Annotated in this window: 26 protein-coding genes; 19 read left to right on the forward strand and 7 right to left on the reverse strand. The window is 63.5% G+C overall.

Translation table 11 applies throughout. The features are described from left to right. Positions 1-33 precede the first annotated feature (33 nt). Complete coding sequence (gene gtdA / locus PCE31106_RS02925) at positions 34-1,071, reverse strand: gentisate 1,2-dioxygenase (RefSeq protein WP_150562321.1); 1,038 nt, start codon at positions 1,069-1,071, stop codon at positions 34-36. Between the two features lie 193 nt (positions 1,072-1,264). Here gtdA and PCE31106_RS02930 point away from each other — a divergent pair, with 193 nt between their 5' ends. The 3 genes from PCE31106_RS02930 to PCE31106_RS02940 all read left to right on the forward strand — a co-directional run bounded on the left by PCE31106_RS02930 (position 1,265) and on the right by PCE31106_RS02940 (position 3,832). Then, on the forward strand, positions 1,265-2,215 hold the full coding sequence (locus PCE31106_RS02930) for a LysR family transcriptional regulator (RefSeq protein WP_017232575.1): 951 nt from the start codon (positions 1,265-1,267) through the stop codon (positions 2,213-2,215). A gap of 73 nt (positions 2,216-2,288) precedes the next feature. Beyond that, entirely contained in the window at positions 2,289-2,870 is a 582-nt protein-coding gene (gene ruvA / locus PCE31106_RS02935; RefSeq protein ID WP_017232574.1) for a Holliday junction branch migration protein RuvA, read from the forward strand. Between the two features lie 53 nt (positions 2,871-2,923). Next, on the forward strand, positions 2,924-3,832 hold the full coding sequence (locus tag PCE31106_RS02940) for a LysR family transcriptional regulator (protein WP_150562322.1): 909 nt from the start codon (positions 2,924-2,926) through the stop codon (positions 3,830-3,832). 28 nt (positions 3,833-3,860) lie between these two features. On the opposite strand, the gene PCE31106_RS02945 is transcribed toward PCE31106_RS02940, so the two are convergent. Both PCE31106_RS02945 and PCE31106_RS02950 read right to left on the reverse strand, forming a co-directional pair. Next, on the reverse strand, positions 3,861-5,150 hold the full coding sequence (locus tag PCE31106_RS02945; RefSeq protein WP_017232572.1) for an MFS family transporter: 1,290 nt from the start codon (positions 5,148-5,150) through the stop codon (positions 3,861-3,863). A gap of 394 nt (positions 5,151-5,544) precedes the next feature. Then, positions 5,545-6,417, reverse strand: a complete 873-nt coding sequence (locus PCE31106_RS02950) for a LysR family transcriptional regulator (RefSeq protein WP_017232571.1) — start codon at positions 6,415-6,417, stop codon at positions 5,545-5,547. 200 nt (positions 6,418-6,617) lie between these two features. Between PCE31106_RS02950 and PCE31106_RS02955 the strand changes: the two genes are divergently transcribed. From PCE31106_RS02955 to PCE31106_RS02980, 6 genes are read left to right on the forward strand one after another with little or no spacing between them, the layout of a single operon-like run. Further along, a complete protein-coding gene (locus tag PCE31106_RS02955; RefSeq protein WP_150562323.1) occupies positions 6,618-7,478 on the forward strand; it encodes a transporter substrate-binding domain-containing protein in 861 nt (286 codons plus the stop codon). A 29-nt stretch (positions 7,479-7,507) separates the two neighbouring features. After that, positions 7,508-8,170: an amino acid ABC transporter permease gene (locus tag PCE31106_RS02960; RefSeq protein ID WP_026131703.1), complete on the forward strand. Its 663-nt coding sequence runs from the start codon at positions 7,508-7,510 to the stop codon at positions 8,168-8,170. Beyond that, the gene (locus PCE31106_RS02965) at positions 8,160-8,822 is read left to right on the forward strand and encodes an amino acid ABC transporter permease (protein ID WP_017232568.1); all 663 of its coding nucleotides are present in this window, start codon (positions 8,160-8,162) and stop codon (positions 8,820-8,822) included. The genes PCE31106_RS02960 and PCE31106_RS02965 overlap by 11 nt, the downstream gene beginning before the upstream one ends. 31 nt (positions 8,823-8,853) lie before the next feature. After that, the gene (locus tag PCE31106_RS02970; RefSeq protein ID WP_150551703.1) at positions 8,854-9,813 is read left to right on the forward strand and encodes an agmatinase; all 960 of its coding nucleotides are present in this window, start codon (positions 8,854-8,856) and stop codon (positions 9,811-9,813) included. Continuing rightward, complete coding sequence (locus PCE31106_RS02975) at positions 9,810-10,556, forward strand: amino acid ABC transporter ATP-binding protein (RefSeq protein ID WP_302476040.1); 747 nt, start codon at positions 9,810-9,812, stop codon at positions 10,554-10,556. The genes PCE31106_RS02970 and PCE31106_RS02975 overlap by 4 nt, the downstream gene beginning before the upstream one ends. Positions 10,557-10,614: 58 nt before the next feature. Further along, positions 10,615-11,037 carry a RidA family protein gene (locus PCE31106_RS02980; protein WP_150562324.1) on the forward strand — a complete coding sequence of 141 codons (423 nt, stop codon included), beginning with the start codon at positions 10,615-10,617 and terminating at the stop codon, positions 11,035-11,037. A gap of 159 nt (positions 11,038-11,196) precedes the next feature. Here PCE31106_RS02980 and PCE31106_RS02985 read toward each other — a convergent pair whose 3' ends face one another. Further along, positions 11,197-11,760 carry a hypothetical protein gene (locus PCE31106_RS02985; protein ID WP_150562325.1) on the reverse strand — a complete coding sequence of 188 codons (564 nt, stop codon included), beginning with the start codon at positions 11,758-11,760 and terminating at the stop codon, positions 11,197-11,199. A gap of 421 nt (positions 11,761-12,181) precedes the next feature. Between PCE31106_RS02985 and PCE31106_RS02990 the strand changes: the two genes are divergently transcribed. The 6 genes from PCE31106_RS02990 to lhpI all read left to right on the forward strand — a co-directional run bounded on the left by PCE31106_RS02990 (position 12,182) and on the right by lhpI (position 18,418). Continuing rightward, positions 12,182-12,499, forward strand: coding sequence for a DUF190 domain-containing protein (locus tag PCE31106_RS02990; RefSeq protein WP_150562326.1), 318 nt, complete (start codon positions 12,182-12,184; stop codon positions 12,497-12,499). A 145-nt stretch (positions 12,500-12,644) separates the two neighbouring features. Further along, a complete protein-coding gene (locus tag PCE31106_RS02995; RefSeq protein WP_150562327.1) occupies positions 12,645-13,538 on the forward strand; it encodes a LysR substrate-binding domain-containing protein in 894 nt (297 codons plus the stop codon). Between the two features lie 213 nt (positions 13,539-13,751). Next, the gene (locus PCE31106_RS03000) at positions 13,752-15,056 is read left to right on the forward strand and encodes an MFS transporter (RefSeq protein ID WP_150562328.1); all 1,305 of its coding nucleotides are present in this window, start codon (positions 13,752-13,754) and stop codon (positions 15,054-15,056) included. Between the two features lie 5 nt (positions 15,057-15,061). Next, positions 15,062-16,315, forward strand: coding sequence for a metal-dependent hydrolase family protein (locus PCE31106_RS03005; RefSeq protein WP_150562329.1), 1,254 nt, complete (start codon positions 15,062-15,064; stop codon positions 16,313-16,315). 95 nt (positions 16,316-16,410) lie between these two features. Further along, on the forward strand, positions 16,411-17,418 hold the full coding sequence (gene lhpH, locus PCE31106_RS03010) for a trans-3-hydroxy-L-proline dehydratase (protein ID WP_150562330.1): 1,008 nt from the start codon (positions 16,411-16,413) through the stop codon (positions 17,416-17,418). 49 nt (positions 17,419-17,467) lie between these two features. Beyond that, the gene (gene lhpI / locus PCE31106_RS03015) at positions 17,468-18,418 is read left to right on the forward strand and encodes a bifunctional Delta(1)-pyrroline-2-carboxylate/Delta(1)-piperideine-2-carboxylate reductase (RefSeq protein ID WP_150562331.1); all 951 of its coding nucleotides are present in this window, start codon (positions 17,468-17,470) and stop codon (positions 18,416-18,418) included. Between the two features lie 65 nt (positions 18,419-18,483). Here lhpI and PCE31106_RS03020 read toward each other — a convergent pair whose 3' ends face one another. Then, positions 18,484-19,800: an MFS transporter gene (locus tag PCE31106_RS03020; protein ID WP_150562332.1), complete on the reverse strand. Its 1,317-nt coding sequence runs from the start codon at positions 19,798-19,800 to the stop codon at positions 18,484-18,486. A gap of 40 nt (positions 19,801-19,840) precedes the next feature. Next, the gene (locus tag PCE31106_RS03025) at positions 19,841-20,956 is read right to left on the reverse strand and encodes a M20 aminoacylase family protein (protein ID WP_150562333.1); all 1,116 of its coding nucleotides are present in this window, start codon (positions 20,954-20,956) and stop codon (positions 19,841-19,843) included. Positions 20,957-21,230: 274 nt separating this feature from the next. On the opposite strand from PCE31106_RS03025, the gene PCE31106_RS03030 reads away from it, so the two are divergent. From PCE31106_RS03030 to PCE31106_RS03045, 4 genes are all read left to right on the forward strand, one after another. After that, positions 21,231-21,764 (forward strand): MarR family winged helix-turn-helix transcriptional regulator, encoded by a 534-nt coding sequence (locus PCE31106_RS03030; protein ID WP_150562334.1) that lies wholly within the window; start codon positions 21,231-21,233, stop codon positions 21,762-21,764. Between the two features lie 231 nt (positions 21,765-21,995). Next, complete coding sequence (locus PCE31106_RS03035) at positions 21,996-22,916, forward strand: alpha/beta fold hydrolase (protein WP_150562335.1); 921 nt, start codon at positions 21,996-21,998, stop codon at positions 22,914-22,916. A gap of 174 nt (positions 22,917-23,090) precedes the next feature. Beyond that, positions 23,091-24,410 carry an MFS transporter gene (locus PCE31106_RS03040; RefSeq protein ID WP_017232558.1) on the forward strand — a complete coding sequence of 440 codons (1,320 nt, stop codon included), beginning with the start codon at positions 23,091-23,093 and terminating at the stop codon, positions 24,408-24,410. A gap of 141 nt (positions 24,411-24,551) precedes the next feature. Next, the gene (locus PCE31106_RS03045) at positions 24,552-25,535 is read left to right on the forward strand and encodes a M14 family metallopeptidase (protein ID WP_150562336.1); all 984 of its coding nucleotides are present in this window, start codon (positions 24,552-24,554) and stop codon (positions 25,533-25,535) included. A 2-nt stretch (positions 25,536-25,537) separates the two neighbouring features. On the opposite strand, the gene PCE31106_RS03050 is transcribed toward PCE31106_RS03045, so the two are convergent. Further along, positions 25,538-25,954: a winged helix-turn-helix transcriptional regulator gene (locus PCE31106_RS03050; protein ID WP_150562337.1), complete on the reverse strand. Its 417-nt coding sequence runs from the start codon at positions 25,952-25,954 to the stop codon at positions 25,538-25,540. Positions 25,955-26,057: the final 103 nt, after the last annotated feature.

A 26,057-nucleotide genomic window follows, 5' to 3' on the forward strand; every position in this document is an offset into this window, starting at 1 on the left:
GCGCGGGGCCGGCAAGTGAGCGTTGGGTTGGCCTCAGGTGCGCGACTCGCGCAGCAGGTTCAGGGCGGCGAGCACGGGGCGATCGGAGTAACTGAACAGCACGGCGTCGTCGAGCGCGGCGAGCTGCACCGGCGCCCAAGAGGGCACGACGAAATGATCGCGCGGCTCGAACTGGAAGACTTCGTCGCCAATGCGCGCCGTGCCGCGACCCTCGACCACCGAGAAGACCGTTGCATCGGTGCTGCGATAGGTCTTGCCCTGGAAGCCGGCGGGCAGGTATTGCATGAACGTCGCCATCGTCGGCATCGGCCAGCCGCCGGTCGCCGGATTCACATAGCGCAACTTGATGCCGTCCCACGGATCGAGTTCGCCGTTGCGGTACAGGGTGTCGAGCGCTTCGCGCGAACGGGCATACGGATAGCTGAAGATCGGCGAGGTCGGATCGCTGACCTTGTGATGCACCGGCAGCATGTTGTTGCCGTAACGCGCGAAGCTGTCGCCTTCGGGACGCTGCACCGGCTGTTGCGACTCGGGGTAGTTCTCGGCAAAGCCGGCGTCGAAGTACTGCACGAGCGGAATGTCGAGCCCGTCGAGCCACACGACCGGCTCGCCGTCCGCCGGGTTGCCGTGATCATGCCACGTCCACGACGGCGTGATGATGAAGTCGCCGGGGTGCATCGTGGTGCGTTCGCCGTTCACGGCCGTCCAGGCACCGCGGCCTTCCACGATGAAGCGCAGGGCCGATTGCGTATGGCGATGGCTCGGCGCGATCTCGCCCGGCAGAATGAGTTGCAGCCCGGCGTAAAGCGAACCCGTGATGCTCGACGAGCCCGGCGTTCCCGGGTTCTGCAAGACCAGCACGCGACGCACGGCCTCTTCGGCGCTGATGACGCGTCCCGCTTCCATCACGAGCGGGCGCACTTCGTTGTATTTCCAGAGGGCGGGCACCACGCGCGGGCGCGGCTGCGGGGGCACGAGACTGTGCAGCGATTCCCACAGCGGGGCCATGTGGTTGTGCCCGATGTGTTCGTAATAGGCAGCGCGATCGGCGCTGGGGGCGCGTTCGGACATGCGTGTCTCCGTGTCGATATGGGGCCCGGTCAACTCGTCTGACAAGCTCGGCCGACGAGGGCTTGCGGGTCTATGAGTAGCGTTATACTCGGCGAGACATATTCTTTGAAATGAATAAATCATCGGATCCATACGAAAAATAGTATGGATTGGGTGATTTTGGGGGCGTCCCGAGGGAGCCCGGAGACTTCGTATGGACTGGACCCATCGACTGCGTCTGCGCAATCTGCAAATGCTGCTGACCCTTGCGGAGACCGGCAACATGAGCCAATCCGCGACATTGCTCAACACAACGCAACCCGGTTTGTCGAAGTGGCTCAAGGATTTGGAGGAGGACATTGGCCTGCCGCTGTTCGAGCGTCAGGCGCGGGGATTGCGTCCGACGGCCTACGGGGAATCCCTGATCCAGCACGCGCGGCGAATCGAGGCGCAGCTCGACACGGCGCGCGACGATCTCGACGCCATGCGCGAGGGCGGCAGCGGTTTGGTGGCGATCGGCACGTCGGGGGCGTCGTCGGCGGACACGGTGCCGCTCGCGATGTTGTTGCTCCTGCAGCGCATGCCCCGCGTGCAGGCCCGCGTGATCGAGAACACGATGGACCGGCTGATGAATCAGCTCGCGCACAGCGAGATCGATATCGTCGTTGGGCGCTCGGCCCCCGAACTGCAGGACCGCAACGTTCGCGCCGAGGCGCTATATCTGGAGCCGCTGCATTTCGTTGCGCGCGCGCGCCATCCAGTCTTTTCGCTCGACAGGGTGGACTGGCCCGACATGCAGCGTTACCGCTGGGTGGTCTGGCCGCGCGGCACGCCGATTCGCAACGCGCTGGAGGCGGCGCTCGCGGAGGCCGGTTATCCGTTGCCGAACGACACCGTCGAATCGAACTCCACGATTCTCAACCTGACGTTGCTCAACAACAGCGACATGATCGGCCTGGCGTCGCACCGCACGGCGAGTCGTCTGCAGGCGCTCGGGGCGTTGCGTATCGTGCCGTTGCGTCTGGCGGGGTTCGGGGCGATCTCGATGTACTGGCGCGACGACGGCGCGAACCGGGCTGCGGTGGCAGCGGCGCTTGAGTGTCTGCGCAGCGCGGCGAGACGCTCGACGGGCGACGCGGTCGCGGGCATTGAAGGCGACGGATGAGCTTGCCGAGTCCGTTGCCGAGCTGGCGGCTGCTACACTTGCCGCCTGTCGAAGTCACTCTCCCGAGGCGTCAATGATTGGCCGCATCTCCGGCACGTTGCTGGAAAAGAATCCGCCGCACATCCTGGTCGATTGCCAGGGCGTAGGCTATGAAATCTCGGTGCCGATGAGCACCTTCTTCAACCTGCCGAATCTCGGCGAGCGCGTGACGCTGCTCACCCAGTTCATCGTGCGCGAAGACGCCCAACTGCTCTTCGGCTTCGGCTCGCCTGACGAGCGCAACACCTTTCGCGAACTGCTCAAGATCTCCGGCGTGGGCGCACGCACGGCACTTGCGATTCTCTCGGGCATGAGCGTCGCGGACATCGCCCAGGCCGTCACGCTGCAGGAGTCGGGACGTCTGACGAAGATCCCCGGCATCGGCAAGAAGACCGCCGAGCGTCTGCTGCTCGAACTCAAGGGCAAGCTCGGCGCGCAACTGGGCACGGTGCCCGGCGCGCTCACACCGCACGACCACAAGAGCGACGTCGTCAATGCATTGCTCGCGCTGGGCTACTCCGACAAGGAGGCGCTCGCCGCCGTCAAGAGCGTGCCCGACGGCACAAGCGTGTCCGACGGCATCAAGCACGCGCTCAAGTCGCTCTCCAAGGCCTGAGCGAAACACGAATCGGCCTCGTCGAGGCCGTGGGGAGGCCGTGAGGAGACGGTATGCAACTGCGATGGCTTGAAGACTTCGTCGAACTGGCACGCACGCGCAGTTTCACGCGAGCGGCGGAAAACCGTTTCGTCACGCACCCGGCATTCGGGCGACGCATCCGCGCCTTGGAAGAGTGGGTGGGCACACAGCTTGTCGAACGGAGCAAGCCGCTCGAACTCACGGCTGCCGGCACCGTGTTTCTCGATGCGGCCACCAATGCGCTCGACATTCTTCACGGCGCTCGCACGCAGTTGCAGGACGCCGCGCCCACACTCGAAAACAATCTGAAGATCGCCACGGGCCGAACCTTGGCCGCGACCTTCTTTCCGGATTGGTACGACGAGGCGGTCTCGCGCATCGGCTTCTTCACCGCGACGCTGTCCACGGGAGGGGCCGAGGAGGCCATTCTGCGGCTCGCGGCCGGGGAGGTCGATCTGCTCATCGTGTATTCCAGCGCGCACACGCGGCTGTTGATCGATCAGGAGCGTTATGACTGGTTGAGTGTCGCGCGTGAAGTGCTGGTGCCGGTGAGTGCGCTCGACGCCAAGGGGCGCGCCACCTATCGGCTTGCCGCCGGCCCGTCGCCGATTCCCTGGCTGGCGTTCTCCCGCACGCTGACGTTGCGGGCTGTGCTGGCCCGCCATCTTGCCGAGATGGCAAACCGTCCCACGCTCAAGCCGGTGTATCAGGCCGATTCGTACGAAGCGATTCTGGCAATGGCGCGACGCGGTGCCGGTATCGCGTGGTTGCCGCAACGCCTGGTGGCCGACGACATTGCGCGCGGCACGCTCGCGATCGTGGGCGGCAAGGAATGGCAGATCGGCTTCGATATTGCGCTCTACCGGCGCCGGCACCAACCGCACCCGGTGCTCGACGCGATCTGGCAGAGCGCGCGTCAGACCTCGGGGGACGACGCCTGAACCGCGCGCCAACCCCCGACGGGCCCGATCAGTGCTCGTGCTGCAGGTACTTTGCCTGACGCGGCAGGCGCAGGCTGACGAGGAACGCCAGGACCATCATGCCGGTCACGTACCAGTAGAACGTCGGCTCCATGCCGGCCTTCTTGAGGCCGAGCGCCACATATTCCGCCGAACCGCCGAAGATGGCATTGGCCACGGCGTAGGCCAGACCCACGCCGAGCGCACGCACTTCGATCGGGAACATCTCGGCCTTCACGATGCCGCTGATCGACGTGTAGAAGCTGACGATGGCGAGCGCCAGACAAATCAACAAAAATGCCGCGGTCGGGCTTTGCACCGTCTTGAGCGTGGTGAGGATCGGTACCGTGGCAATGGCGCCGAGCGCGCTGAAGAGCAGCATGTTGGTGCGACGGCCGATCTTGTCCGACAGCATGCCGAAGATCGGCTGCATGCACATGTAGACGAACAGGCAGCCCGTCATGATGTAGCTGGCGGTCTTGATCGGCATGCCGGCGGTGTTCACCAGGTACTTCTGCATGTACGTGGTGAAGGTGTAGAAGATCAGCGAGCCGCCGGCCGTGTAGCCGAGCACCGTGAAAAACGCAGCCTTGTGGTGGCGGAACAACCCGGCGATCGAACCGGCGTCGCGGCTGTTGCGGCTCGCGCTCGTCGACGTCTCGTGCAGCGTGCGACGCAGCAGCAAGGCAACGACCGCGGTGATCGCGCCGACCACGAACGGAATGCGCCAGCCCCAGGCCTTGAGTTCGGCCTCGCTGAGCAATTGCTGGAGAATCACGACCACGAGCACGGCAAGCAGCTGACCGCCGATGAGCGTCACGTACTGGAACGACGAGAAGAAGCCGCGACGGCCCTTGAGCGCCACTTCACTCATGTACGTCGCCGTGGTGCCGTATTCGCCACCCACCGACAGACCTTGCAACAGACGTGCCACCAGCAACAACGCCGGAGCCCAGTTGCCGATGCTGGCGTGCGTCGGGAGCGCGGCGATCATCAGCGAGCCGAAGCACATCATCATCACCGAGATGACCATTGAGTTCTTGCGGCCGTTGCGATCGGCGATGCGGCCGAAAATCCAGCCGCCGATGGGGCGCATCAGGAAGCCTGCGGCAAACACGCCCGCGGTGTTGAGCAGCTGTGCGGTGGGATTGGCACTCGGGAAGAACGCCGGCGCGAAGTAGATCGCGCAGAACGCATAGATATAGAAGTCGAACCACTCGACCAGATTCCCGGACGATGCCGCAACAATCGCGAAAATGCGCTTGCGGATTTCTTCCGGCGTGGGCGGCTTGGTGGCCATGGCGGCGTCGGTAGTAGCTGTGTCTCTCATTTCTACGGGCGATGGTGACATCGCATTAATAACTACGTTTGCAACATGACGCTGATGCGCGCGCCTCACAGGGATCACCTGTCCGGAGGCACAACCAGGCATCGCGTCCCGGGGGCGGGCCAACTATAGCGGGTGTGGGCATGCGCAGACAATGCCTGAGTGCTGAATCGATTATTGTGAATATCGAAACAATTGTTTGGATTGTTGCGTTGCAGCATGGTGATCGCGCCCGTCGGACGGCGATTTGCGGGCGTGTTACGAGCGTTTTGATGGGCGGGACGACGCGTGGAAAATCGAGAAAATTTTTTTCGGATACCGCGTTCACCGTATTGGCCAGCGCGCCGCGCGACCGAACCCTCACGCCTCATTCGCGCGGGTGACACTGCGCCAGCAGGTCGAGAAACAGCTCCAGCGCGCGCGTCCTGGGCCGCGAGGCCTCAGTGATGGCGCTGATGGCATTCTCATACTCAGGCCCTGTCGGAACCTGCGCCAGCGCATGGCGCTTGCCAAACAGCGCGGCGTAGTACTGCGGCAACAGTCCGACGTAATGCCCGGAGAGGACCAGCATGGCGACAGCCTCCAGGCCTGACGCCGTTGGCCCTCGCGTCAGTCCGAGCGAATTGAGCGCTTCATGGACAAACGGCTGGCTCCGGTAGACGAGGGGGAGCGTCGACGCGTCCTTGATCCGATGCCGCGCAACGTATAGGCGGTGACGCTCGATAAACAGCGGCTGGTAGTGAAACCCGGCTTCGCGACGATACATCCCGCGAATGGCGATCTGTACCCGGCGCTCGCGCAACGCGAGGTCGAGCTCGTTGAACGTCATGACCGTGAGTTCGACCTTCACGTCGGGCGCCTGCGCCTTGAGCGCGGCAAGTGCCTCGGGTATGTGGCAGCCGATGTCGGACACGACGTGCTCGACCATGCCGATGGACAACGTGCCCGAGAGCACACCGCGCACCGCATCGATTTCGGGTCGTATGCGCTCCAGCGACTTCAGCGCGTCGCGGGCAAGGTCCAGCGCGACCTTGCCCGCGTGCGTGAGAACAAATCCGGACGGTCCACGCTCGCACAAACGCGTGCCCAAGGTTTCCTCGACCTCGCGAATGTGCCGGCTGATCGACGCCTTCGACATGTTCAGTTGCTTCTCCGCCGCCGCAAATCCGCTGGCCTGAGCGACGGCACAGAAGATGCGCAACGAGCGCAGGTCACGCTCACTGAAGTCACGACTTGCCACTGCGCCACTCCCGGAAATAGCGCCAAATCCGCTGCGGATGGCGCGTGTCAAAAGGTTTCGTTTTTTGGAACCATACCAATAAAAAAATCATTTTTCATGATCTTTTTGCCCGCATACATTGGATTTCACTCGCACCGGGCCGGACCTGACCGAACCGATGCGCCAGCGCAATCCCCTACCCACACCCCGCGAGGCAAGCGATGAAGACCTGGTCCAGACGATCCTTTGTAAAGGCGACGCTCGCATCGAGCGCCGCATTGGCCCTGCCGGCCCTGCCGACGATGGCGTATGCCGAAGGCGGCACCCTGGCCGACATCAAGAAGCGCGGCAAGCTGACGGTCGGCACCGAGGCGGCCTACGAGCCGTTCGAGTTCGTGGAAAACGGTCAGGTGGTCGGATATGGGCACGATGTGCTTGAACTGATGGCGGCAAAACTCGGCGTGAAGCTCGAGCAGATGAACCTGCCGTTCCAGGGCTTGCTGCCGGGCCTGATGTCGCACAAGTTCGACTTCGTCGCCACCAGTGTGGGCATTACGCCGGAGCGCGCCAAGCGCTTCGCCTTCAGCCAGCCGGTCGGCGTGGTGCGTTCGGTTCTGATGGTGCGCGCCGACGACGTAGCGATCAAGCAGGACATGGACATCGCCGGGAAGACCATCGGCACCCAGATGGGATCGTCGTCGCAGCCGGTGGCCGACGAATTCGAGAAGGAACTGAAGGAAAAGACCGGCAAGGGATACGCCGGAACGCGCCTGTTCCAGGCCTATCCGGATGTGTCGAACGCGCTCGCGAACAAGACGATCGACGTGGCGCTGATGCCGTCCAATATCGCCGCCGTCCAGATGCGCAAGCAGCCCAACGTGTTCCGCATTGCCGGGACCATCGGCCAGCCGAAGCTGCTGGCATGGGTCGCCAATCCCAACGATCTGGAGATCCGCAAGTTCATCAACGATTCGCTCGATGAATTCCGCGCGAACGGCAAGCTCGCCGCCTTGCAGAAAAAGTGGTTCGGGGCGTCGATGGACATGCCGCACGCGAACTACCTGCCGCAAGGTGCCATTTGACGCCCGCGACCACGGTCGGCGGGCTTGACATGGGCGGTGTGATTGCACCGTTCCTCGAAGGCGTCGTCTCGGGAACGGCGATCACGCTGGCCGCGTCGGCCGTCGCCTTCGCCATCGGTCTGGCGCTGGGTGTCGTGCTGCTGCTCGCCCGCATCTCGCCGCTCGCGCCATTGCGCTCGCTCGTCGTGCTGTGGGTGAGCCTGATTCGCGGCACGCCGGCGCTGATTCACATGCTGATCGCGTACTACATGGTGCCGGCGCTGTTCGATATCTCGATCTCGCCCATCACCGCCGGAATTGCGGCGCTGGCGTGTAACACGAGCGCCTATATCGTCGAGATTCTGCGCGGCGCGCTCGGCACGATCTCTCGTGGGCAACGCGCCGCCGCCTACGCCATGGGCATGCGCGTCTCGCAGGTCTGGCGGCACGTACTCCTGCCACAGGTGATCTATCGCGCCATTCCGCCGCTCACCAGCGAGTTCACGATCCTGCTCAAGGCGTCGTCGCTGATGTCGATCATCGCCGTGCCGGAACTGGCGACAGTCGCCCGCAATGCGACGCTGCAGACCGACCTGCCATTACAGGTGTTCGCGATCACCGCCGCCGTGTACTTCGTCCTTCTGTTCTGCATTTCGGCCGCCTCGCGTCTGTGCGAGCGCCGCGTTTCCAGGATGTTGCCCCATGGCCATTGATGTCTCCATCGTCAGGGAAGCGATTCCCGTGCTGCTCGAAGGCCTGCGTGTCACGGCCCTGGTCAGCGTCATCGGCATTCCGCTCGGCGTGGCGATCGGCATCGTCGCCGCCTATGCGGCGCAGTCGCGCACGATCTTGCGACCTATCGCACTGGGCTACGTGGAAGGGGTGCGCAACATCCCATACCTGATTCTCGTTTATCTGTCGTTTTTCGGCCTGCCCAAGCTCGGCATTGGCGCGTCGGCCATGAGCGTCGCGGTAGGTTGCACGGCGTTCTACACCGGCGGCTACTTCTGCGAAATCCTGCGCGCGGCACTGCGCAGCGTCGCCCGCGGACAAACGCATGCGGCGCTCTCGCTCGGCATGACCTATTGGCAGACGCAACGGCACATCATCGCGCCGCAGCTCTTTGGCTTCCTGATTCCGCCGACGACGAGCCTCGTGATCATGATGTTCAAGGACTCGGCCATCTTTTCGGTCATGAGCCTGCCGGAGATGACCTATCAGAGCAATCTGCTTACGGCCAACACATTCGCCTACGTTGAAGTGCTTGGCACGACAGCGTTGATCTACTGGGTCAGCAGCGTCTTGCTGGCCAGCGTGGGGCGCCGACTGGAAACCGTTGTCGGGCGACGTACCCGGCACGCCTGACGCCCCGAAACTTCCACCCGAGGACACTTTCATGACGACCTACACCGTGGCCCCTCGCACCGGCCATCCGACCCTGCTGTATTCTGAGCTGGATCTCGATATCGACAACCTCAAGGCCGACATCGCCGTGTTGGGCATGCCCTACGGTGCCCCGTACGCGGCGTCGGATTTCAGCAACGACCAGACGAATGCGCCGTCCGCCATCCGCCAGGCGACGGATCGCATCGCGCGTCGCCCGAACCACTACGACTTCGACATCGACGGGCCGCTGCTCCAGGGGCGCACGGATATTCGCTTCGTCGATTGTGGTGACATCATCCCGGACCTGACGAAGCCCGGCGAGCACTATGCCCGCGCCGAGGCGGCGGTGCGTCGCATCGTGGCCGGCGGTGCGATGCCCATCGTGCTTGGCGGCGACCACGGCATTACGACGCCCGTGCTGCGCGGCCTGGACCAAAAGGGGCCCATCACGCTCGTGCACATCGATGCCCACCTGGATTGGCGTGACGAGGTGAACGGCGTGCGCGAAGGCCTCTCGAGCCCGATTCGCCGCGCCTCGGAGATGGCGCACGTGGACCGCATCGTGCAGATCGGCCTGCGCGCGCAGGGGAGCGGCCGTTACGAGGAACTCGTCGCGGCGCGCGCCTACGGTGCCGAACTGGTGACCGCGTACGAGCTGCATGATATCGGCATGGACGCCGTGCTCGATCGCATTCCGGACGGCGGCAACTACTACCTCACCATCGACGCGGACGGCCTCGATCCGTCGACGATGCCGGCCGTTGCCGGTCCCGCGCCCGGTGGGGTGACGTTTGTACAGGCGCGCAAGCTGATTCACGGCCTGGTACGCAAGGGACGCGTGGTCGGCATGGACATCGTGGAGATTCAGCCCGAGAAGGACGACGCCAACATGATCTCGTGCGTGACGGCCGGTCGTCTGATTCTCAACCTGATCGGCGCATCGATTCGCGCGGGGCACTTCGACAAATGAGCACCGCACAGCCCATCATCGACATCCGGAACGTCGACAAATGGTACGGCGCGCATCACGTGCTCAAGCAGTGCTCAACGCAGGTGGGCGCGGGCGAGATCGTGGTGGTGTGCGGACCGTCCGGGTCCGGCAAGTCGACCCTGATCAAGACGGTCAATGCACTGGAGCCTTTCCAGAAGGGCGATGTCGTCGTCGACGGCACGTCGCTCACGGCCACGACGACCGACCTGCCGAAGCTGCGCAGCAAGGTTGGCATGGTCTTCCAGCATTTCGAGCTGTTCCCGCATCTGGATCTCACGCGCAATCTCACGCTCGCGCAGCAGATCGTGCTGGGCCGCGGTGTCGACGCGGCCCGCACCAAGGCGCGCGCGCTACTCGATCGCGTCGGTCTGTCGGCGCATGCGCACAAGTATCCGGGGCAGTTGTCGGGCGGTCAGCAGCAACGCGTGGCGATTGCGCGCGCGTTGTCGATGGACCCGATGGCCATGCTGTTCGACGAGCCGACCTCGGCGCTGGACCCGGAGATGGTCAACGAGGTGCTCGACGTGATGGTCGAACTCGCCCGCGAAGGCATGACGATGATGGTCGTCACGCACGAGATGGGGTTCGCGCGACGCGTGGCCCATCGCGTGGTGTTCATGGAGGACGGCGCCATCATCGAGGACAGTCCGACCGACATGTTCTTCAACGACGCCGCCAGTGCCGCCGCCAAACGCTTTCTCTCAAAGATCCTGACACATTGAGTGCACGACGCCATCGCGCGCCGTGCCGACCCCCATCAAGACCCCATACCAAGACATCATGACGCACACCCGAATCCGCAAATTCAACACCCGCGACACTTACCCGGAGCAGAAGCTCGACAACGACCTCTGTCAGGCGGTCGTCGCCGGCAACACTATTTATCTGCGTGGTCAGATCGGCCAGGATCTCGATACGCGCGAATCCGTTGGCATCGGCGATGTTGCCGCGCAGGCCGAAAAGGCCATGGCCAACGTTGCGATGCTGCTCGACGAGTGCGGCAGCCAGCTCGCGGATATCTGCAAGGTCACGGTGTATCTCGTCGATCCGCGTTATCGCGAGGCGGTCTACAACGTCATGGGACGCTGGCTCAAGGGCGTGTTTCCAGTGTCGACCGGCATCGTCGTGCAGGCGCTGGCGCGCCCGGAGTGGCTGGTTGAAATCGATGTGACGGCGGTGAAGTCGGCGGCGTCGTCGGCATAAGCGGCACGAGCGACATAAGCCGCACAAGCCGCATAAGTGAAGCAACAACAACGTCGGGTCGGCGTGCAAGCGCCGGCCACGTATCGCGCTGCGCCAAGCGGGGTCAAACGCACCGAAGCGCACTCAGCAGCCCACCCAACAGCCCACTCAGCAGCCCACTCAGAAGCGGCGTTTGACGTAAATCGTCGCACCGAGGTCGTGTGAGCGCAGCAGCGGCACACGGGCGCTTGCCGAAAACGTCCAGTCCTCCGTCTTGAGCGACAGTCCGCGTTTTGGGTCGGAGCCCAGCTTATCATCGGTGTTGGCCCACTGCACGAGGGACAACTGCGGCGCCGTGGAAGGTCCGATCTTCAGGTAGCTGTGAGTTGGCCGCGCGGCCGGTTCCGAGGTCGAGGTGTCGATCCAGTCCACATGTCCGTTGTCCGCCGTCGGCAGGGCACTGTTGATCGCTTCGATGCGCGTGTAAAGGAATGCGTTGTCGTCGGCCAGCGCGGTCGGCTCCGGACCCTCGCGACCAAACGGATACAGGGTGACGCGAACGGCCGGAACGGCAGCGACGGAGACCGGTGGAGGCGGTTGCGGCACGTGTATGGGGAGTGGCCCGGGGCCAACGTTGGCCAGCATCATCTGTTCGGATGAGCCCGAGTTGGCGCCCTCTGCGATCGCCACGCCGCTTAGCGTGACGACACACGCGCCGATCATCCATTTGCCTAGGCACGTCATGGACATGCCTCCCGTGAAGGAATGGAAACGCTACGTCGCCAGCCCCAATTTGTCTCACGTACAACGACCTTCGTATTACGAACCGTCTTTCGTGGCCTTATCGCGTCGTACGCATTTAGGAAGTGTAGTCAGTCATTTGCGTCCCGCTACCCCAATTTGCACTGAGGTTGATCGTCGTCAGACCGGAACTCCCTGCCCAAGCCCGTCGGACCTGACGCTTGCGTGGGGGGCAACGACGCGGCTCGGGGTTTGTCCCGAGATCGTGAAGGCGGTTGCCGACGCAGCGGACCGGCGGTTGGGCGGCGCATTGAACGAGTCGCGTTCCCGGTGAAGCGCGATGTGCTAGATTTAAATCAACGGGCGAGGGTATGCCAGTCAGGGGCGCGCGAACGTGGCGCACGCCGCGCCTGGGGAGGTCGTCATGCACGGATGTCAACTCACCTTCTACACACAGCAGAATCACCGCCATGGCCATCAGCCGGTCGCCGCTTGGATCATGGGCGAGGTGCGGCAACTGGGCATTCGCGGTGCGGCCCTGTTCACGGGGACGGAAGGCATCGATCATGTCGGAAAACGGCACGCCGCGCGATTCTTCGAACTCGCCGAACAGCCGATCGAGATCGTGCTGGCGATCACCGACGACGAAGCCGAGCGCTTGCTCGACGTGATTCGCGGCGAGCACGTCCACGTTTTCTATACGCGCTTTCCTATCGAGTTCGGCACGCTGGGTGACGGTTAGGCGGGGTGGGGGGCGATCCGCCGCCCGGTCGAAGGCGAGGGCATCGGATCACTACGGAAATCCGCCACGGGTACGATATAAGCCATACTTTCGAGCGAAGGCCATCTCCTCGAAACGCCCCTCTATCTCCTCAGCAAGGCTCGCAATGGGACTTACGCCATTACCTCCGCTCGCCTGTCTTCAGGCCTTCGAGGTTAGTGCTCGCTATCTCAGTTTCACTCGTGCAGGCAACGAGCTACATCTCTCGCCGAGTGCCGTCAGCCGTCAGATCTCGCAACTCGAGGCGTTTCTTGGCCGGCGGCTGTTTGTGCGGGAGCACAACGCGCTGCGCCTGACGCCCGCTGGTGAAACCTACGCGGTCGATGTCAGGCGCATGCTGGAGCTGTGTGTCAGTTCGACCTCCAGCCTGATGGCGCGCGTCGTGAAGTCTCGGTTGACGGTGTCCTGCACGGCCGGTCTCTCCGCCTTCTGGTTGGCGCCGCGCGTGGGTGACTTTCTCGAACACAATCCGGATGTCGATCTTCGGATCATCGTTCGCGACCATTTCGGCGTGGTGTCCCCGGCGGAATACGATGTGGGCATCTTCTATTTGCGCAACGCCGAGGTGCCAGGCACGCACGTGCAAAAGCTTTTCGAGGAAAGGGTCTTTGCCGTTTGCGCGCCGGGTTACCTGGCAGGGCGCCTTGTCGAGCCGCTGGAACTGCTCCCACATACGCTTCTCGTGCTCGAAGACGCGGAGCGCAGCTGGATGTCCTGGCATAGCTGGTTCGAAAAGAACGGGGTGCCGCGCATCTCGTCGGCGTCCACCATCATCGTCAACAGCTACCCGCTTCTGGTGGAACTCGCGGTGTACGGCAAGGGGATCGCGCTCGGTTGGGAGCGGGTGATCGACCCGCTGCTCGATAGCGGCGCACTGGTGACGGCGTCGACCGGGAGCGCCACGATGGGCGGCGCCTATTTTCTCACCTGGCCATCCGAGCGCGCCGAAAGCTCAGCCGCACGCCGCTTTCGCGCGTGGGTCGTCGAGCAAATGCGCTAGCCCGATCCGTTCCCCCTGTTGTCACCCCCTCCGGCAGCCCGTGCGGGCTGTCGCGCGCTGCATGCAAATTTTGCAAACGCGCTTGCAGAACTATCGTTGTCGTTTCCCCGCGTCAAAAACTAAATTGAGTTCGTGACGAACGCGAACGCACGGGGCGTTGATCCAGCATCAACGGAAAACACGTAGGCAGGTTAACGACAGAGTGGGGAAATCATGTCATTGAGTGCATCGCAAAGCGTTCCGGCTGGGACGCTGTTGGCTTCTACGGGCATCACGCGCCGCCGGGCGATCTTCGCCACCGTGATCGGCAGCGGGCTCGAATGGTTCGACTTTTCGGGCTACGCCTTTTTCGCCGCCATCATCGGCAAGCTATTCTTCCCGGCGGGTAACGACACCACGTCGCTGCTGCTGGCGTTGGCGACCTTTGGTGTCGGCTTCATCGTCCGTCCATTCGGCGGCATCGTGTTCGGCATCTACGCCGATCGTGTCGGTCGCAAGAAGGCGCTCTCGCTTGCCATGCTCGTCATGGCGGCCGGGTCGGCCATCATCGCTTTTGCGCCGACGTTCGACAGCATCGGCATCGCCGCGCCGTGTCTGATCGTGCTGGCGCGCATGCTGCAAGGGCTATCGGCGGGCGGCGAGATGGGCGGGGCGACGGCCTTTCTCACGGAGCACGCACCGGCCGGCAAGCGCGCGTACTACTCGAGCTGGATTCAGACGAGCGTCGGTTTCGCCGTCGTCATCGGCAGTCTCGTGGGCACGCTGATCGTCTCGACGATGTCGACCGAATCGCTGACGCAGTGGGGCTGGCGCATTCCGTTCGTCGTCGGCATGCTGGTGGCGCCGGTCGGCTATTACATCCGCCTGAAGATCGACGAAACGCCGGAGTTCGCCACGGAAACCGAACGTGCGCAGACGCCGTTGCGCGACGTCGTGCGGGAGTATCCGCGGCAGGTGGCATCCAGCTTGCTGATGGTCGTGCTCTGGACGGTGTGCACTTACGTCATCCTCTTCTACGTGCCGACCTACGCCACCCGTACGCTGCACATGCCGCAACAACAGGGCTTCATCTCGGGCATTGTGAGCGGTGCCGTCCTCATGGTCATGGCACCGATGTTCGGCGCGCTGTCCGACCGGATCGGCAAGCCAAGGGTGCTGCGCGTGGCGGCCGTGGCGATTCTCGTGCTGACCTACCCCTTGTTTTCGTACCTGAACAACACGCCGACGTTCGCGACGCTGCTGACGTTCCAGGTGATCTTCGGGGTGCTTATCGCCGCCTACACCGGCCCGATTCTCGCGCTGTTCACCGAGATGTTCCCGAGCCGGGTGCGCACGACGGGCTTGTCGCTGGCCTATAACGGCGCGGTCACGATTTTCGGCGGCTTCGCGTCGTTTATCATCACGTGGCTCATGCAGCTCACCGGCGATCCGAAGTCCGCTGCGTACTACATCATCTTCGCCGCCGTGGTCAGCCTGTTCGGCGCGGCGCTGATGAAGCCTTACGCCAATCGAGGTTGATTTCCATGAGCAAGTGGGTTCTCGAGAATGTCGATGTGTACGATCCGGCCAGCCGGACGTGGCAGCGTGAAGTCGACGTATTGATTCAGGATGGAAAGATTGCGGCGATCGGTGCGCTCGCGCGGGAGATCACCGATGCCGAGCGGTTGCCGCTGCGCGGTCACACGGTGCTGCCCGGCTTCATCGATCTGCACGTCCATGTGGTGGCGTCGAGTACGAATCTGGGCGCGAACGCCACGCTCCCCAACTTCCTGGCGGCGCTGCGCACGCTGCCGATCCTGCGCGGCATGCTCAATCGCGGGTTCACCACGGTGCGCGACGCCGGCGGCGCCGATTTCGGCATGTGCCAGGCGATCGCCAACGGCGTGCTTGCCGGGCCGCGCATTCTGTCGTCGGGCAAAGCCCTGTCGCAGACCGGTGGACACGGCGATTTCCGACAACGCAACGATCAGCTCGACGATGCCTGCGGTTGCCTCGGTCGCCAGGGCGCGATTGCGCGCGTGGTGGATGGCGTCGATGCGATGCGTCTGGCCGTGCGCGAGGAGATTCTGAAGGGCGCGGCGCAGATCAAGGTGATGGCGTCGGGCGGCGTGGCATCGCCGAACGATCCCATCACCCATACCCAGTATTCTGAAGCCGAATTGCGCGCGGCGGTCGACGAGGCGACCGCGGCGGGTACCTATGTGATGGCGCATGCCTACACGCCGCGCGCCATTCGCCGCGCGGTGGAGGCGGGCGTCAAGTGCATCGAGCATGGCAACCTCGTCGACGAGGAGACCGCACGGTTGATGCTGGCACGTGACGTCGCGATGGTGCCGACGCTCTCGACCCTCGACCACCTCATGACGTACGGGCCGAAGCTTGGCTTCCCGCAAGCGTCGCTCGACAAGATCGATGCGGCGCGCTCGGTGGGGCGCGAGGCGCTGGTGCTGCTGGATCGCGTCGGGGTGCGCACGGGCTTCGGCTCGGACATGCTGGGCGAATTGCATCAGCATCAGTCGGACGAGTTTCTCGCGCGCGCCAAGGTCGTGGGTAACGAGGCGGCGATTCGATCGGCCACGTCGGTGGCCGCGGAGATCGTCAACGAACCGGGCGTGCGCGGCACGGTGGCGGTCGGCGCGGTGGCCGATCTGGCGATCGTCGCGGGCGATCCCCTGGAGGATATTTCGCTGCTGCTCGGGCAGGGCGAGCATATCCCCGTCGTGTTCAAGGATGGCCAATGCGTCAAACGCGACGGCCGTCTGCACGAACCCATGTAAGACGTCGCCGCCCGTGGGCATCGCGGGCTGCGCCACATCTCTCTTCAAGGCCTGGCGTCATCGCGGCGCCGGTGTCGCTTTTATCGGTGAATGCCATGCAAATCACTCGTACCGTCAGCACCGTGGAAATGCACACGGGCGGCGAACCGTTTCGTATCGTCACGTCGGGGCTGCCGCGCTTGCCCGGTGACACCATCGTCGCGCGTCGCGCGTGGCTCGTCGATCATCTGGACGACGTGCGCCGCTCCCTGATGTGGGAGCCGCGCGGTCATGCGGACATGTATGGCGGCTATCTGACGTCGCCGGTGTCGCAGAATGCGGACTTCGGCGTGATCTTCCTGCATAACGAGGGGTATAGCGACCATTGCGGGCATGGCGTGATCGCACTGGCGACGGCGGCCGTCGAGCTGGGCTGGGTGGTGCGCACGTCGCCGGAAACGCGCGTGGGGATCGACGCGCCGTGCGGCTTCATCGAGGCGTTCGTGCATTGGGACGGTGAGCACGCGGGTACGGTGCGATTCATCAATGTGCCGTCGTTCATCTATTGTCGGGATGTCACCGTGCAGACACTGTCGTTCGGGGCGGTGACAGGGGATATCGCTTTCGGTGGCGCGTTCTATTTCTATACCGATGGCACACCGTTCGGCCTTGCGATCCGGGAGTCGAATGTGGATGCGCTCAAACGCTTCGGCGCCGAAGTCAAGGCGGCGGCGAACGCGGCGGTCAAGGTGGTGCATCCCCATATTCCGGAGATCAATCACATCTACGGCACAATCATCCACGGAGCGCCACGTTTCGAGACATCGACACAAGCGAACTGCTGCATCTTCGCGGACCGTGAGGTCGATCGTTCGCCGACCGGGTCCGGTACGGCCGGCCGGGTGGCCCAACTTTTCCTGCGCGGGGACATCGGCCTGGGAGAGCGCCTCGTCAACGAATCGCTGGTGGGCTCGGTGTTCGGGGCGAAAGCTGTGTCGCGCACTCGGGAGGGCGAGTTCGACGCCGTGATTCCGGAGGTGGAAGGCTCGGCGCATCTGTGCGGCTTCGCCAACTGGGTCATCGACGAGCGGGACCCGATGAAGCACGGCTTTCTTGTGCGTTGAGCATTTTCGCTCGTTGAATTGCTGAATTGGATAAGGAAAATACCGCGTCATGTTGTCTATCGACAAAGCCAGCGCAGAGCGCCTGCTCCCGTTTCCGGAACTGATCGGTGCGTTGCGTGCCGCGTTTCGCGACGACATTACGGTGCCGTTGCGGCAAACGCTCAAACTGCCCGACGAGCGTTCGCCGATCGGCACGTCGCTGTTGATGCCGGCGTGGAACCGCACGGGCTACTACGGCGTCAAGCTGGTGAACATCTTCCCGGAAAATGCGAAGCGCGGGCTGCCGGGACTGCACTCGGTCTACATGCTTTTCGACGGCAACACCGGCGTGCCGTTGGCGTCGCTGGATGGTGATGTCATCACCTCGCGGCGTACCGCGGCCGCTGCGGCGTTGGGGGTCGACCGTCTCGCCCGTTCTGACGCGTCGCGACTTCTGGTCGTGGGCGCTGGGCGTGTGGCCAGTCTGGTCGCCCCGGCGGTTGCGACCGTGCGCGCCCTGCGTGAAGTTGAAGTCTGGAATCCCACGCGGGAGGCCGCGCAACGGTGCGCGCAGCAGTGGCGAGAGCTGGGCCTTCCGGCACGCGCGGTGACGGACCTCGAGGCCGGCGTTCGGCGCGCCGACATCGTGAGCTGCGCGACGCTTGCCACCGCGCCGTTGATCGAGGCCGATTGGCTCAAGGAGGGGAGTCATCTGGATTTGATCGGCAGCTTCACGCCGGAGATGACGGAAGCGTCGCCCGCATGCTTTGCCGATGCGGGCGTCTGGGTCGATACCGAAGAAGCGATCGGCAAATCCGGCGACATCCTGAACGCGATAAGCGCCGGTGCCATGGTGACGTCGGACATCAAGGGAACGATGTTCGATCTGTGCAGAGGGCGCTGTGAAGGCCGGACATCGTCGTCGCAGCGCACCGTATTCAAGGCGGTGGGGTCGGCCCTCGAAGACCTGGCTGCCGCGATCCTGGTGTTCGAGGGGTGTCGCGATCGCCTGCGTGGCTAGGCTAGCCGAAGTGCGCGCGGCGGCCGACCGTCCGGCCGCCTAGCTCGGGCTTGCTGCGCAGAGCCTCAGGTCGCGAGAGCCGCTGAGGCGCGACGCCCGCTCGACGGCAACACCAGCACGCCGATCAGTCCGATGACCACACTCGTCAGGACGTAGTAGATCGGCGCGAGATTGCTGCCGGTCACATGCACGAGCCACGTATTCAGGAACGGTGCGAGGCCGCCGAATACCAGCACCGCGAGGTTGTAGGTGACCGCGGCGCCGGTCGAGCGCACGCTGACTGGAAACACCTCGGTCAGCACGATTGGCGTCGGGCCCCAGAAGAAACTCATGAAGAACGACACGCCGATCTGCACCGCCAGCAGCGAGCCCAGGCCCGGCAGGGTGACGAAGTGCTTGAACAGCACGTACGACGCCACGCCGTACGCGATGATCGCCGGCAGCAGGACCGCCTTGCGGCCGTAGCGATCCGACAAATAGCCGGCAAGCGGGCAGAACACGAGGATGACCAGGGTGGCGATGAACGTGCTCAGGTTGACGTCGGCGGCCGACATGCCCAGTTGCTTCTTCGCGAAGATCGGCAGGAAGAACACGAACACGTAGGCCGACACGGTGCCGACCACCGAGATGCCGAGCGTGCCCAGCACCGCGCGCGGATAGTCGCGGAACACGGTGCGCAGCGGCGTGTTCACGCGCTGAATCTTGCCGCGTTTCACATCGTTCGCGTAATTGAGGAATTCCGGCGATTCGTCGACGTTCGAGCGGATCAGCCAGCCGACCGGCCCGATCAGAATGCCGAGCAGGAACGGCAAACGCCAGCCCCACGACTCGAGATCGTGCGGCGCGAGATTGACTGTCAGTAGATAGGCCACCAAGGCACCGAGAGAGAACGCCAGCGCCTGCGAGCACATCTGGAAGCTGCCGAAAAAGCCGCGGCGATTCGCGGGGGCGAACTCCACCAGCATCGTGGTCGCGCCACTGAACTCGCCGCCGACCGAGAAGCCCTGGATCAGCCGCGCAAGCACCATCAGGATCGGCGCCGCAATGCCGATAGCCTCATGCGTCGGCAAGATGCCGATCATGCCGGTGCCGACCGCCATCAGCACGATCGTCAGCGACAGCGCTTTCTTGCGGCCGACCCGGTCACCATAGAGGCCGAGCAGTATGCCGCCGAGCGGCCGTACCGCGAAGCCGACGCCAAACGTCGCAAGTGTGAGCAGCATCGACGCGAACTCGTTGCCGCTTGGGAAAAACAGCTTCGCGATCATTACGGCGAACAGACCGTAGATCGCAAAGTCGAACCATTCGAAGGCATTGCCGAGTACCGAGGCGATGACGACTTTGCGCACCATCGCCGGCGACGATGTCGGGTTTTCGTTCATTGCGGTTCCCCTCTGATCGATTGTTGGAAGTGAGGCCGGCTTAGCCAAGCCGTTGCCGGACGATTTCGAGGAACACGGCCACGCCGGTGGGGGCGGTGTCGTCGTCGAAATCGAATTCGGGGTGGTGACAGGTGAGTCCGTCGTGACCGAGGAAGAAGTACGAGCCCGGGCGCTGCTGCAACATGAACGCGAAGTCTTCCGAGGCCATCAGCGGGGCGACGTCGACGATCACGTTGTCCACACCGAGCACGCGCTCCGCCGCGCGCCGCACATGTTCGGTTTCGGCGGGGGTGTTGACGGTCGGCGGCGACGTTTGCAGATGCTCGAAGCTGACTTCACAGCCATACATCGTCGCCGCGCCTTCGCAAATCGTGCGCAGTCGTGCGAGCGTGATGTCCTGTGCCTTGACCGACAGCGTGCGTACGGTGCCTTCGAGCACCGCGGTGTCGGGGATGACGTTGATCGCCGTGCCCGACAGGAACTTGCACACACTCACCACAGCGGTGTCGAGCGGGTCGATGTTGCGACTTGCGATGCTCTGTATCGACTGCACCAGGGTGGTCCCGACGATCAACGGATCGATCGATTTGTGCGGCATCGCCGCGTGGCTGCCGATGCCCTTGATGGTGATGCGGAACAGGTCGCATGCCGACAGAATGACACCGCTGCGCACGCCGACCTTGCCGGCCGGCAGAGCGTTGTTGTTGTGCAGCGCGTAAATTTCGTCGCAATGGAATCGCTCGAACAGGCCATCGTTGATCATGGCCGAGCCGCCGCGCAGCGTTTCCTCGGCCGGCTGAAAGATCAGATGGACCGTGCCCCGGAAATCGCGATTCAGGGACAAGTGCCTGGCGACGCCGAGCAGGATGGCTGTGTGGCCGTCGTGGCCGCAGCCGTGGAACACATTGTCGTGCGTCGAGCGGTGCGCGAACGTGCCCTTTTCGCTCATCGGCAGCGCATCCATGTCGGCGCGCAGACCGATCGACGGTCCCTCGCCTCGCGTACCGCGGATCGTGCCGACCACGCCAGTGCCGGCAATACCGGTCTCGATGTCGATCGCCCAGTCGGCGAGCAGCCGTGCCACCAGGCCGGCCGTGCGATGCTCGTGAAAGCCCAACTCCGGATGCTGGTGGATGTCCCTGCGCCACGTGCGCATCTGTGCTCCAAGACCGCTCAATTCGCCATCCGTCTGCATTGCGCCAACCTCTTTTTCATGGGGGAGTGTGGGGGCCGTCCAGGGACTGCCCGAACGAATGCTTCTGGTCGAAGGGTAATTCATTAGTTGAATATTTCAACTAATGAATTACCCGGATGCTGTCGGTCATCGATCAGGCTGAGCTATCATCGTCCGTGGCGAAGCGGCTGCGGGCGAGGGTAGGCCGGCGCAACGCGCTTCGATGGGATGCAGACTTCAGACAGGGCGGCAGCACATGGGAGCAGGAACGTCACCGGCGGGACATGACGAAGGACCGGAGGGCCGTGGCAAAGACGACAAGGCCGAAGCCGAAGGCGGCACGGCCGGTGGCGTGGCCTATTATTTGACGTTCAAGCTGGACCTGATCAAAAGCGAGATGATCAGCCGTGCCAACGCCGAGTATCGTCCCGCGTTCGGGCTCGATGTGCGTTCATTGCGTGTGCTGCGCGTGATCTGCGACGCCCCCGGGATAACCGCGAGCGCGCTCAATGCGCAGACGCTCGTCGAGAAGACGTTGCTCTCGAAGTTGATCGCGGACCTGATTCAACGCAAGCTGGTTCGGCGCTCGATCCATCCCGACGACGCGCGTCACTTTCAACTGTGGCCGACGGCGGCCGGCAAGCGCCTGCGCGTGTCCAGCGACGAGCTTGGGCAGTCGATGGAGACGGAAATGCTGTCGATGCTCAGTGCCGACGAGCGTGGGCAACTGAACAGCATCGTCGACAAGTTGGTCGACGCGTTTCAGAAGGCGGGAAAGGCTCAGGGGTAAACGTCACGGACGCGCGGGCGGGGTCGTCGGTTCGGCGCGACACGACAGCCCATGAACGTTCCGGGGCGTAGCGCGTCATGGGTGCAGAGGGTGTTCGCATCAGCGCCGATTCTTTCATGGAAGCAACCAGCACGGGTAAGACGCGGTAACGAAGCACGTGGTTCGCGGTAGCGATCGATGGCGCCAACGGTGGCGTCGTGGATCGGTTTTCTCAACCCTCGGAGGTTAGAAATGCGAAAGATGCTCTCGTTTCTGGTGTTGCTTGCCTCGCTGTACGTCTTGCCCGTCGTCCCAGCCTTCTCCGCAGTCGTGCCATTTCCGGCGAGTTTCAAGACGCGGAACATTACGACCAACGGCGCAAAGATTTACGTTCGCGTCGGCGGCCATGGGCCTGCCGTGGTGTTGCTGCATGGCTACGGTGAGACCGGCGACATGTGGGCGCCGCTCGCCGCGAAGCTGGCCGCCACTCACACGGTGGTCGTGCCGGATCTGCGGGGCATGGGGCTTTCCGACCACCCCGCGACCGGCTACGACAAGAAGAACGAAGCACGCGATATCGCCGGTGTTTTGGACACACTCCAGATTGGCAAGGTCGACGTGGTCGCCCATGACATCGGCAACATGGTCGCTTACGCGTTCGCGGCCGAGCAACCCGAGCGCGTGTCCAAACTCGTGTTGATGGATGCCCCGATACCCGGCGTCGGCCCGTGGGAGGAAATCCTAAAGAACCCGCTGCTGTGGCACTTCCGATTTGGTGGGCCGGACATGGAACGGCTGGTGAAAGGCCGCGAGCGCATTTACCTGGATCGCTTCTGGAACGATTTCTCGGCGAATCCGAAAAACTTCGACGAGGCATCGCGCCGGCACTACGCCAAGTTCTACGCCTTGCCCGGTGCCATGCATTCCGGCTTCGAGCAGTTCCACGCTTTCGACCAGGACGCAATCGATAACAAAGCCTTCCTCGCCAAAGGCCCGTTGCCGATGCCGGTGCTCGCCATCGGCGGCGAAAAATCGTTCGGCACCATGATGGAAACCGTGGCGCGTGGGGCCGCCGCCAATGTGCAGGGGGTGGTGATCCCGGGGGCTGGCCACTGGCTGATGGAGGAGCAGCCGAAGGCGACGGTGGCGGCCATCGTCCAGTTTCTTCAGTGATGCACGCGCCGACTTCTCAATCAGCACCCGTGCGTGCCGAATCGGCACGAAGCCTCTTTTTCTGCCGCCTACACTCCGCTTCCTGAGACTGGCTGATGGCTCCTGCGCGCCTTCGTGGCGCCCCGGGGCCATCTCACACTTATCCCCAACGCCAGCGATCCAGAGGAGCCGGGCATGACCCACAACGCCAAACCCCACAACCCGTGGCGCGAAATTTGCGCCGCGAGCATCGGTAATGCACTTGAGTTTTACGATCTGCTGATCTATGGCTACTTCGCCATCGTGATCGGGCAGTTGTTCTTCCCCTCGCACGACCCGACGACGTCGTTGCTGCTCTCCGTCGGCACCTTCGGCATCTCCTTCGTGACGCGTCCCCTGGGCTCGATCGTTCTGGGCAGCTACGCTGACCGTGCCGGCCGCAAGGCGTCGCTCACGGTATCCATCGCCTTGATGATGCTCGGCACCGCCATGATCGCATTCGCCCCGACGTATGCGCAGATCGGCATTTTCTCGCCGCTCCTGATCATCGTCGCCCGCATGTTGCAAGGCTTCTCGACGGGCGGCGAGTTCGGCGCCGCCACGGCCTTCATGGTCGAACATGCCGACGCGAAACGCCGTGGCTTCTTCGCGAGCTGGCAGATGTCGACGCAGGGACTCGCCACCGTGCTCGCCGCCGGGGTGTCTGCGCTGCTGAGTCTGCTGCTCACCGCCGATCAACTGAGCGCATGGGGATGGCGTATCGCTTTCGCCGTGGGCTTGCTCATCGGCCCGGTCGGTCTTTACATTCGCCGCAATATCGACGAGACGGCCGACTTCAAGAAGCTGGGTCAAAAGCAGCGCGAAACGTCGCCGCTGCGCGAGGTCTTCGGTCGTGATCGCGCCAATATGTTGCTCGGCGCGGGGGTTGTCGCGGCGGCCACAGCGTTCAACTATGTCCACAAGCTTTACATGCCGACGTATGCCGTCAAGCAACTGCATATTCCGGCGACGTCATCGTTCATCGGCGCGGTCGTCACCGGCGTGATGCTGATGATCGCCGCCCCGGTCGTGGGCCACCTTTCCGATCGCTTCGGTCGCATTCGCGTAATGCTCTGGGCACTCATTCTCGTGGGCGTCACGACGTACCCCTTGTTCGTGTTGCTCAACAAATATCCGACGTTCCAGACGCTGCTCATGGTGCAGGCGCTCGTCGGTCTGCTCATCGCGGTGAGTCTCGCGCCGCTGCCCGCCCTGCTGGCGGACATCTTCCCGACGAGCACGCGCGGCACGGGGTTGGCGCTGTCGTATAACTTCTCGGTGACGCTGTTCGGCGGGTTTGCACCGCTCATCGTGACCTGGCTCATCGATGCCACACACAACAAGCTTGCGCCGAGTTTCTACGTGATGGCGACCGCCGTACTCAGCGTTACCGCAGTGATATCGCTCGGCCGCCGGGTGCGCGCCGGCAAGATCGCCGGCATGACGCACGGCTCGCCCCGCGTATCCAAGGTTTGATCGACGCCCCGGACGATCGGCATGCAATGCACTTCCTGCACCGGCGCCATCGTCCGATGAACTGAATCCCGCCGCAACGACGTCGTTCGCCATTCCCTGCCGAGACGTCGTCGTTCGCGACATCCTCTGTGGAGCATTTTCATGACCACGCTTGAAGCGATCCGCGCCGCCCTGCCGGCGTACCCCATCGAAGTCTCGTTCCCCGACATCGCCCGCTGGCGCGAAGGCAACACTGGCATCGACTACCTACATTCGTTCGACAGCGGCAAGGCCGGCAAGCACGTGATGATTCTCGCGCTCACGCACGGCAACGAAGTGAGCGGCGCCATCGCGGTCGATACGTTGCTTGCCGCCGGTGTGCGTCCCACGGCGGGCCGTCTGTCGCTCGGCTTCGGCAATATCGGTGCGTACGCGCTATTCAGCGCGGAGAATGCCGACGCTACCCGTTTCCTCGACGAAGACATGAACCGTGTCTGGACGCCATCGACGCTCGACGGAGCGCGTCAGAGCCGCGAGCTCGCGCGTGCCCGTGCGATGCGTCCGTTCATCGACACGGTCGACCTGCTGCTCGACATCCACTCGATGCACGAGGCGTCCGCGCCGCTGATGATGACCGGTCCGCTGGAGAAGGCGATCGCCCTCGCGGCCGAACTCGGCACGCCCGAGCACGTCATCGTCGACAAGGGGCACGCCAATGGCACGCGCATGCGCGATTACGGTGGCTTCGGCGACCCGGCCAGCGCGAAGAACGCACTGCTGATCGAAACCGGTCAGCATTTCGCGGGGAGCGCCCGCGATGTCGCGCTCGATTGCGCGGCGCGTTTCCTGATTCATGCGGGCGTCGTGGCCGAAGCCGACATGGCGCCGTACCTGACGCAGACGCAGCCCGCCCGCCAGAAGTTCGTGGAAATCACGCAGCCGGTTGTGGCGCGCTCGATGGACTTCCGCTTCTCGCAGCCGTTCACCGGGCTCGAAGTAATCGAGAAGGCCGGCACCGAGATCGCCCGCGATGGCGACGAGGTGATCGTCACGCCCTATGACAACTGCGTCATCGTGCAACCGTCGATGCGGCACCTTGGCGTGAATGTCACGATGATGCGTCTGGGACGGTTGCTGAATCGTTGATCTTATGGGGCCGTCGTGTCGGTAGCGTCCCCGGAATCCCCGGAATCCTGAGCCTGTGCCCGCTTGCCGCGGCGCAGGCTCAGTTGGGCGAGTACATCGGCGTGCTGATTGCCCCAGCGGTAGAGCATCTCGATGGGCTCGATGAACAATTCACCCAGCGGCGTGAGCGAATACTCCACCTTGGGCGGCACGACGGCAAACACCTCGCGGTGAATCAGACCGTCGCGTTCGAGTTCGCGCAACGTCTGCGTGAGCATCTTCTTGGAAATCCCCGGCAATCGGCGCTGTAGTTCCCCCGTGCGTGTGGTGCCGCACTGCAACGCGTACAACACCATGCTCGTCCACTTCACGCTGAAGAGCTCCAGCACGCGGCGCGGCACGCAGGTTTCCTCGAAAACGAATGGGGCAAGTTTGTTCATGGTTACTAATTGGTGACTATTCAACTGAAAGGTGCCTACTGGGGATTTGGGACCTTCGTCACTATACTTTGTGGCGATGGTGCGCGTCATCCGGTGTGAGGGA

This window comes from Pandoraea cepalis (genome assembly GCF_902459665.1).
Taxonomy (GTDB): domain Bacteria; phylum Pseudomonadota; class Gammaproteobacteria; order Burkholderiales; family Burkholderiaceae; genus Pandoraea; species Pandoraea cepalis.

Bases quoted from the DNA above. Each gene is read 5' to 3' on its own strand.
- PCE31106_RS02965 (WP_017232568.1), top strand. From the start codon at position 8,160: ATGGCCATTGATGTCTCCATCGTCAGGGAAGCGATTCCCGTGCTGCTC.
- PCE31106_RS02945 (WP_017232572.1), bottom strand. From the start codon at position 5,150: ATGGCCACCAAGCCGCCCACGCCGGAAGAAATCCGCAAGCGCATTTTC.
- PCE31106_RS03000 (WP_150562328.1), top strand. From the start codon at position 13,752: ATGTCATTGAGTGCATCGCAAAGCGTTCCGGCTGGGACGCTGTTGGCT.
- gtdA (WP_150562321.1), bottom strand. From the start codon at position 1,071: ATGTCCGAACGCGCCCCCAGCGCCGATCGCGCTGCCTATTACGAACAC.
- PCE31106_RS03050 (WP_150562337.1), bottom strand. From the start codon at position 25,954: ATGAACAAACTTGCCCCATTCGTTTTCGAGGAAACCTGCGTGCCGCGC.
- PCE31106_RS02940 (WP_150562322.1), top strand. From the start codon at position 2,924: ATGCAACTGCGATGGCTTGAAGACTTCGTCGAACTGGCACGCACGCGC.
- PCE31106_RS02980 (WP_150562324.1), top strand. From the start codon at position 10,615: ATGACGCACACCCGAATCCGCAAATTCAACACCCGCGACACTTACCCG.
- PCE31106_RS03035 (WP_150562335.1), top strand. From the start codon at position 21,996: ATGCGAAAGATGCTCTCGTTTCTGGTGTTGCTTGCCTCGCTGTACGTC.
- PCE31106_RS02930 (WP_017232575.1), top strand. From the start codon at position 1,265: ATGGACTGGACCCATCGACTGCGTCTGCGCAATCTGCAAATGCTGCTG.
- PCE31106_RS02990 (WP_150562326.1), top strand. From the start codon at position 12,182: ATGCACGGATGTCAACTCACCTTCTACACACAGCAGAATCACCGCCAT.
- lhpH (WP_150562330.1), top strand. From the start codon at position 16,411: ATGCAAATCACTCGTACCGTCAGCACCGTGGAAATGCACACGGGCGGC.
- PCE31106_RS03005 (WP_150562329.1), top strand. From the start codon at position 15,062: ATGAGCAAGTGGGTTCTCGAGAATGTCGATGTGTACGATCCGGCCAGC.
- ruvA (WP_017232574.1), top strand. From the start codon at position 2,289: ATGATTGGCCGCATCTCCGGCACGTTGCTGGAAAAGAATCCGCCGCAC.
- PCE31106_RS03040 (WP_017232558.1), top strand. From the start codon at position 23,091: ATGACCCACAACGCCAAACCCCACAACCCGTGGCGCGAAATTTGCGCC.
- lhpI (WP_150562331.1), top strand. From the start codon at position 17,468: ATGTTGTCTATCGACAAAGCCAGCGCAGAGCGCCTGCTCCCGTTTCCG.
- PCE31106_RS02970 (WP_150551703.1), top strand. From the start codon at position 8,854: ATGACGACCTACACCGTGGCCCCTCGCACCGGCCATCCGACCCTGCTG.
- PCE31106_RS02975 (WP_302476040.1), top strand. From the start codon at position 9,810: ATGAGCACCGCACAGCCCATCATCGACATCCGGAACGTCGACAAATGG.
- PCE31106_RS03045 (WP_150562336.1), top strand. From the start codon at position 24,552: ATGACCACGCTTGAAGCGATCCGCGCCGCCCTGCCGGCGTACCCCATC.
- PCE31106_RS02985 (WP_150562325.1), bottom strand. From the start codon at position 11,760: ATGACGTGCCTAGGCAAATGGATGATCGGCGCGTGTGTCGTCACGCTA.
- PCE31106_RS03025 (WP_150562333.1), bottom strand. From the start codon at position 20,956: ATGCGCACGTGGCGCAGGGACATCCACCAGCATCCGGAGTTGGGCTTT.
- PCE31106_RS02995 (WP_150562327.1), top strand. From the start codon at position 12,645: ATGGGACTTACGCCATTACCTCCGCTCGCCTGTCTTCAGGCCTTCGAG.
- PCE31106_RS02960 (WP_026131703.1), top strand. From the start codon at position 7,508: ATGGGCGGTGTGATTGCACCGTTCCTCGAAGGCGTCGTCTCGGGAACG.
- PCE31106_RS03020 (WP_150562332.1), bottom strand. From the start codon at position 19,800: ATGAACGAAAACCCGACATCGTCGCCGGCGATGGTGCGCAAAGTCGTC.
- PCE31106_RS03030 (WP_150562334.1), top strand. From the start codon at position 21,231: ATGGGAGCAGGAACGTCACCGGCGGGACATGACGAAGGACCGGAGGGC.
- PCE31106_RS02955 (WP_150562323.1), top strand. From the start codon at position 6,618: ATGAAGACCTGGTCCAGACGATCCTTTGTAAAGGCGACGCTCGCATCG.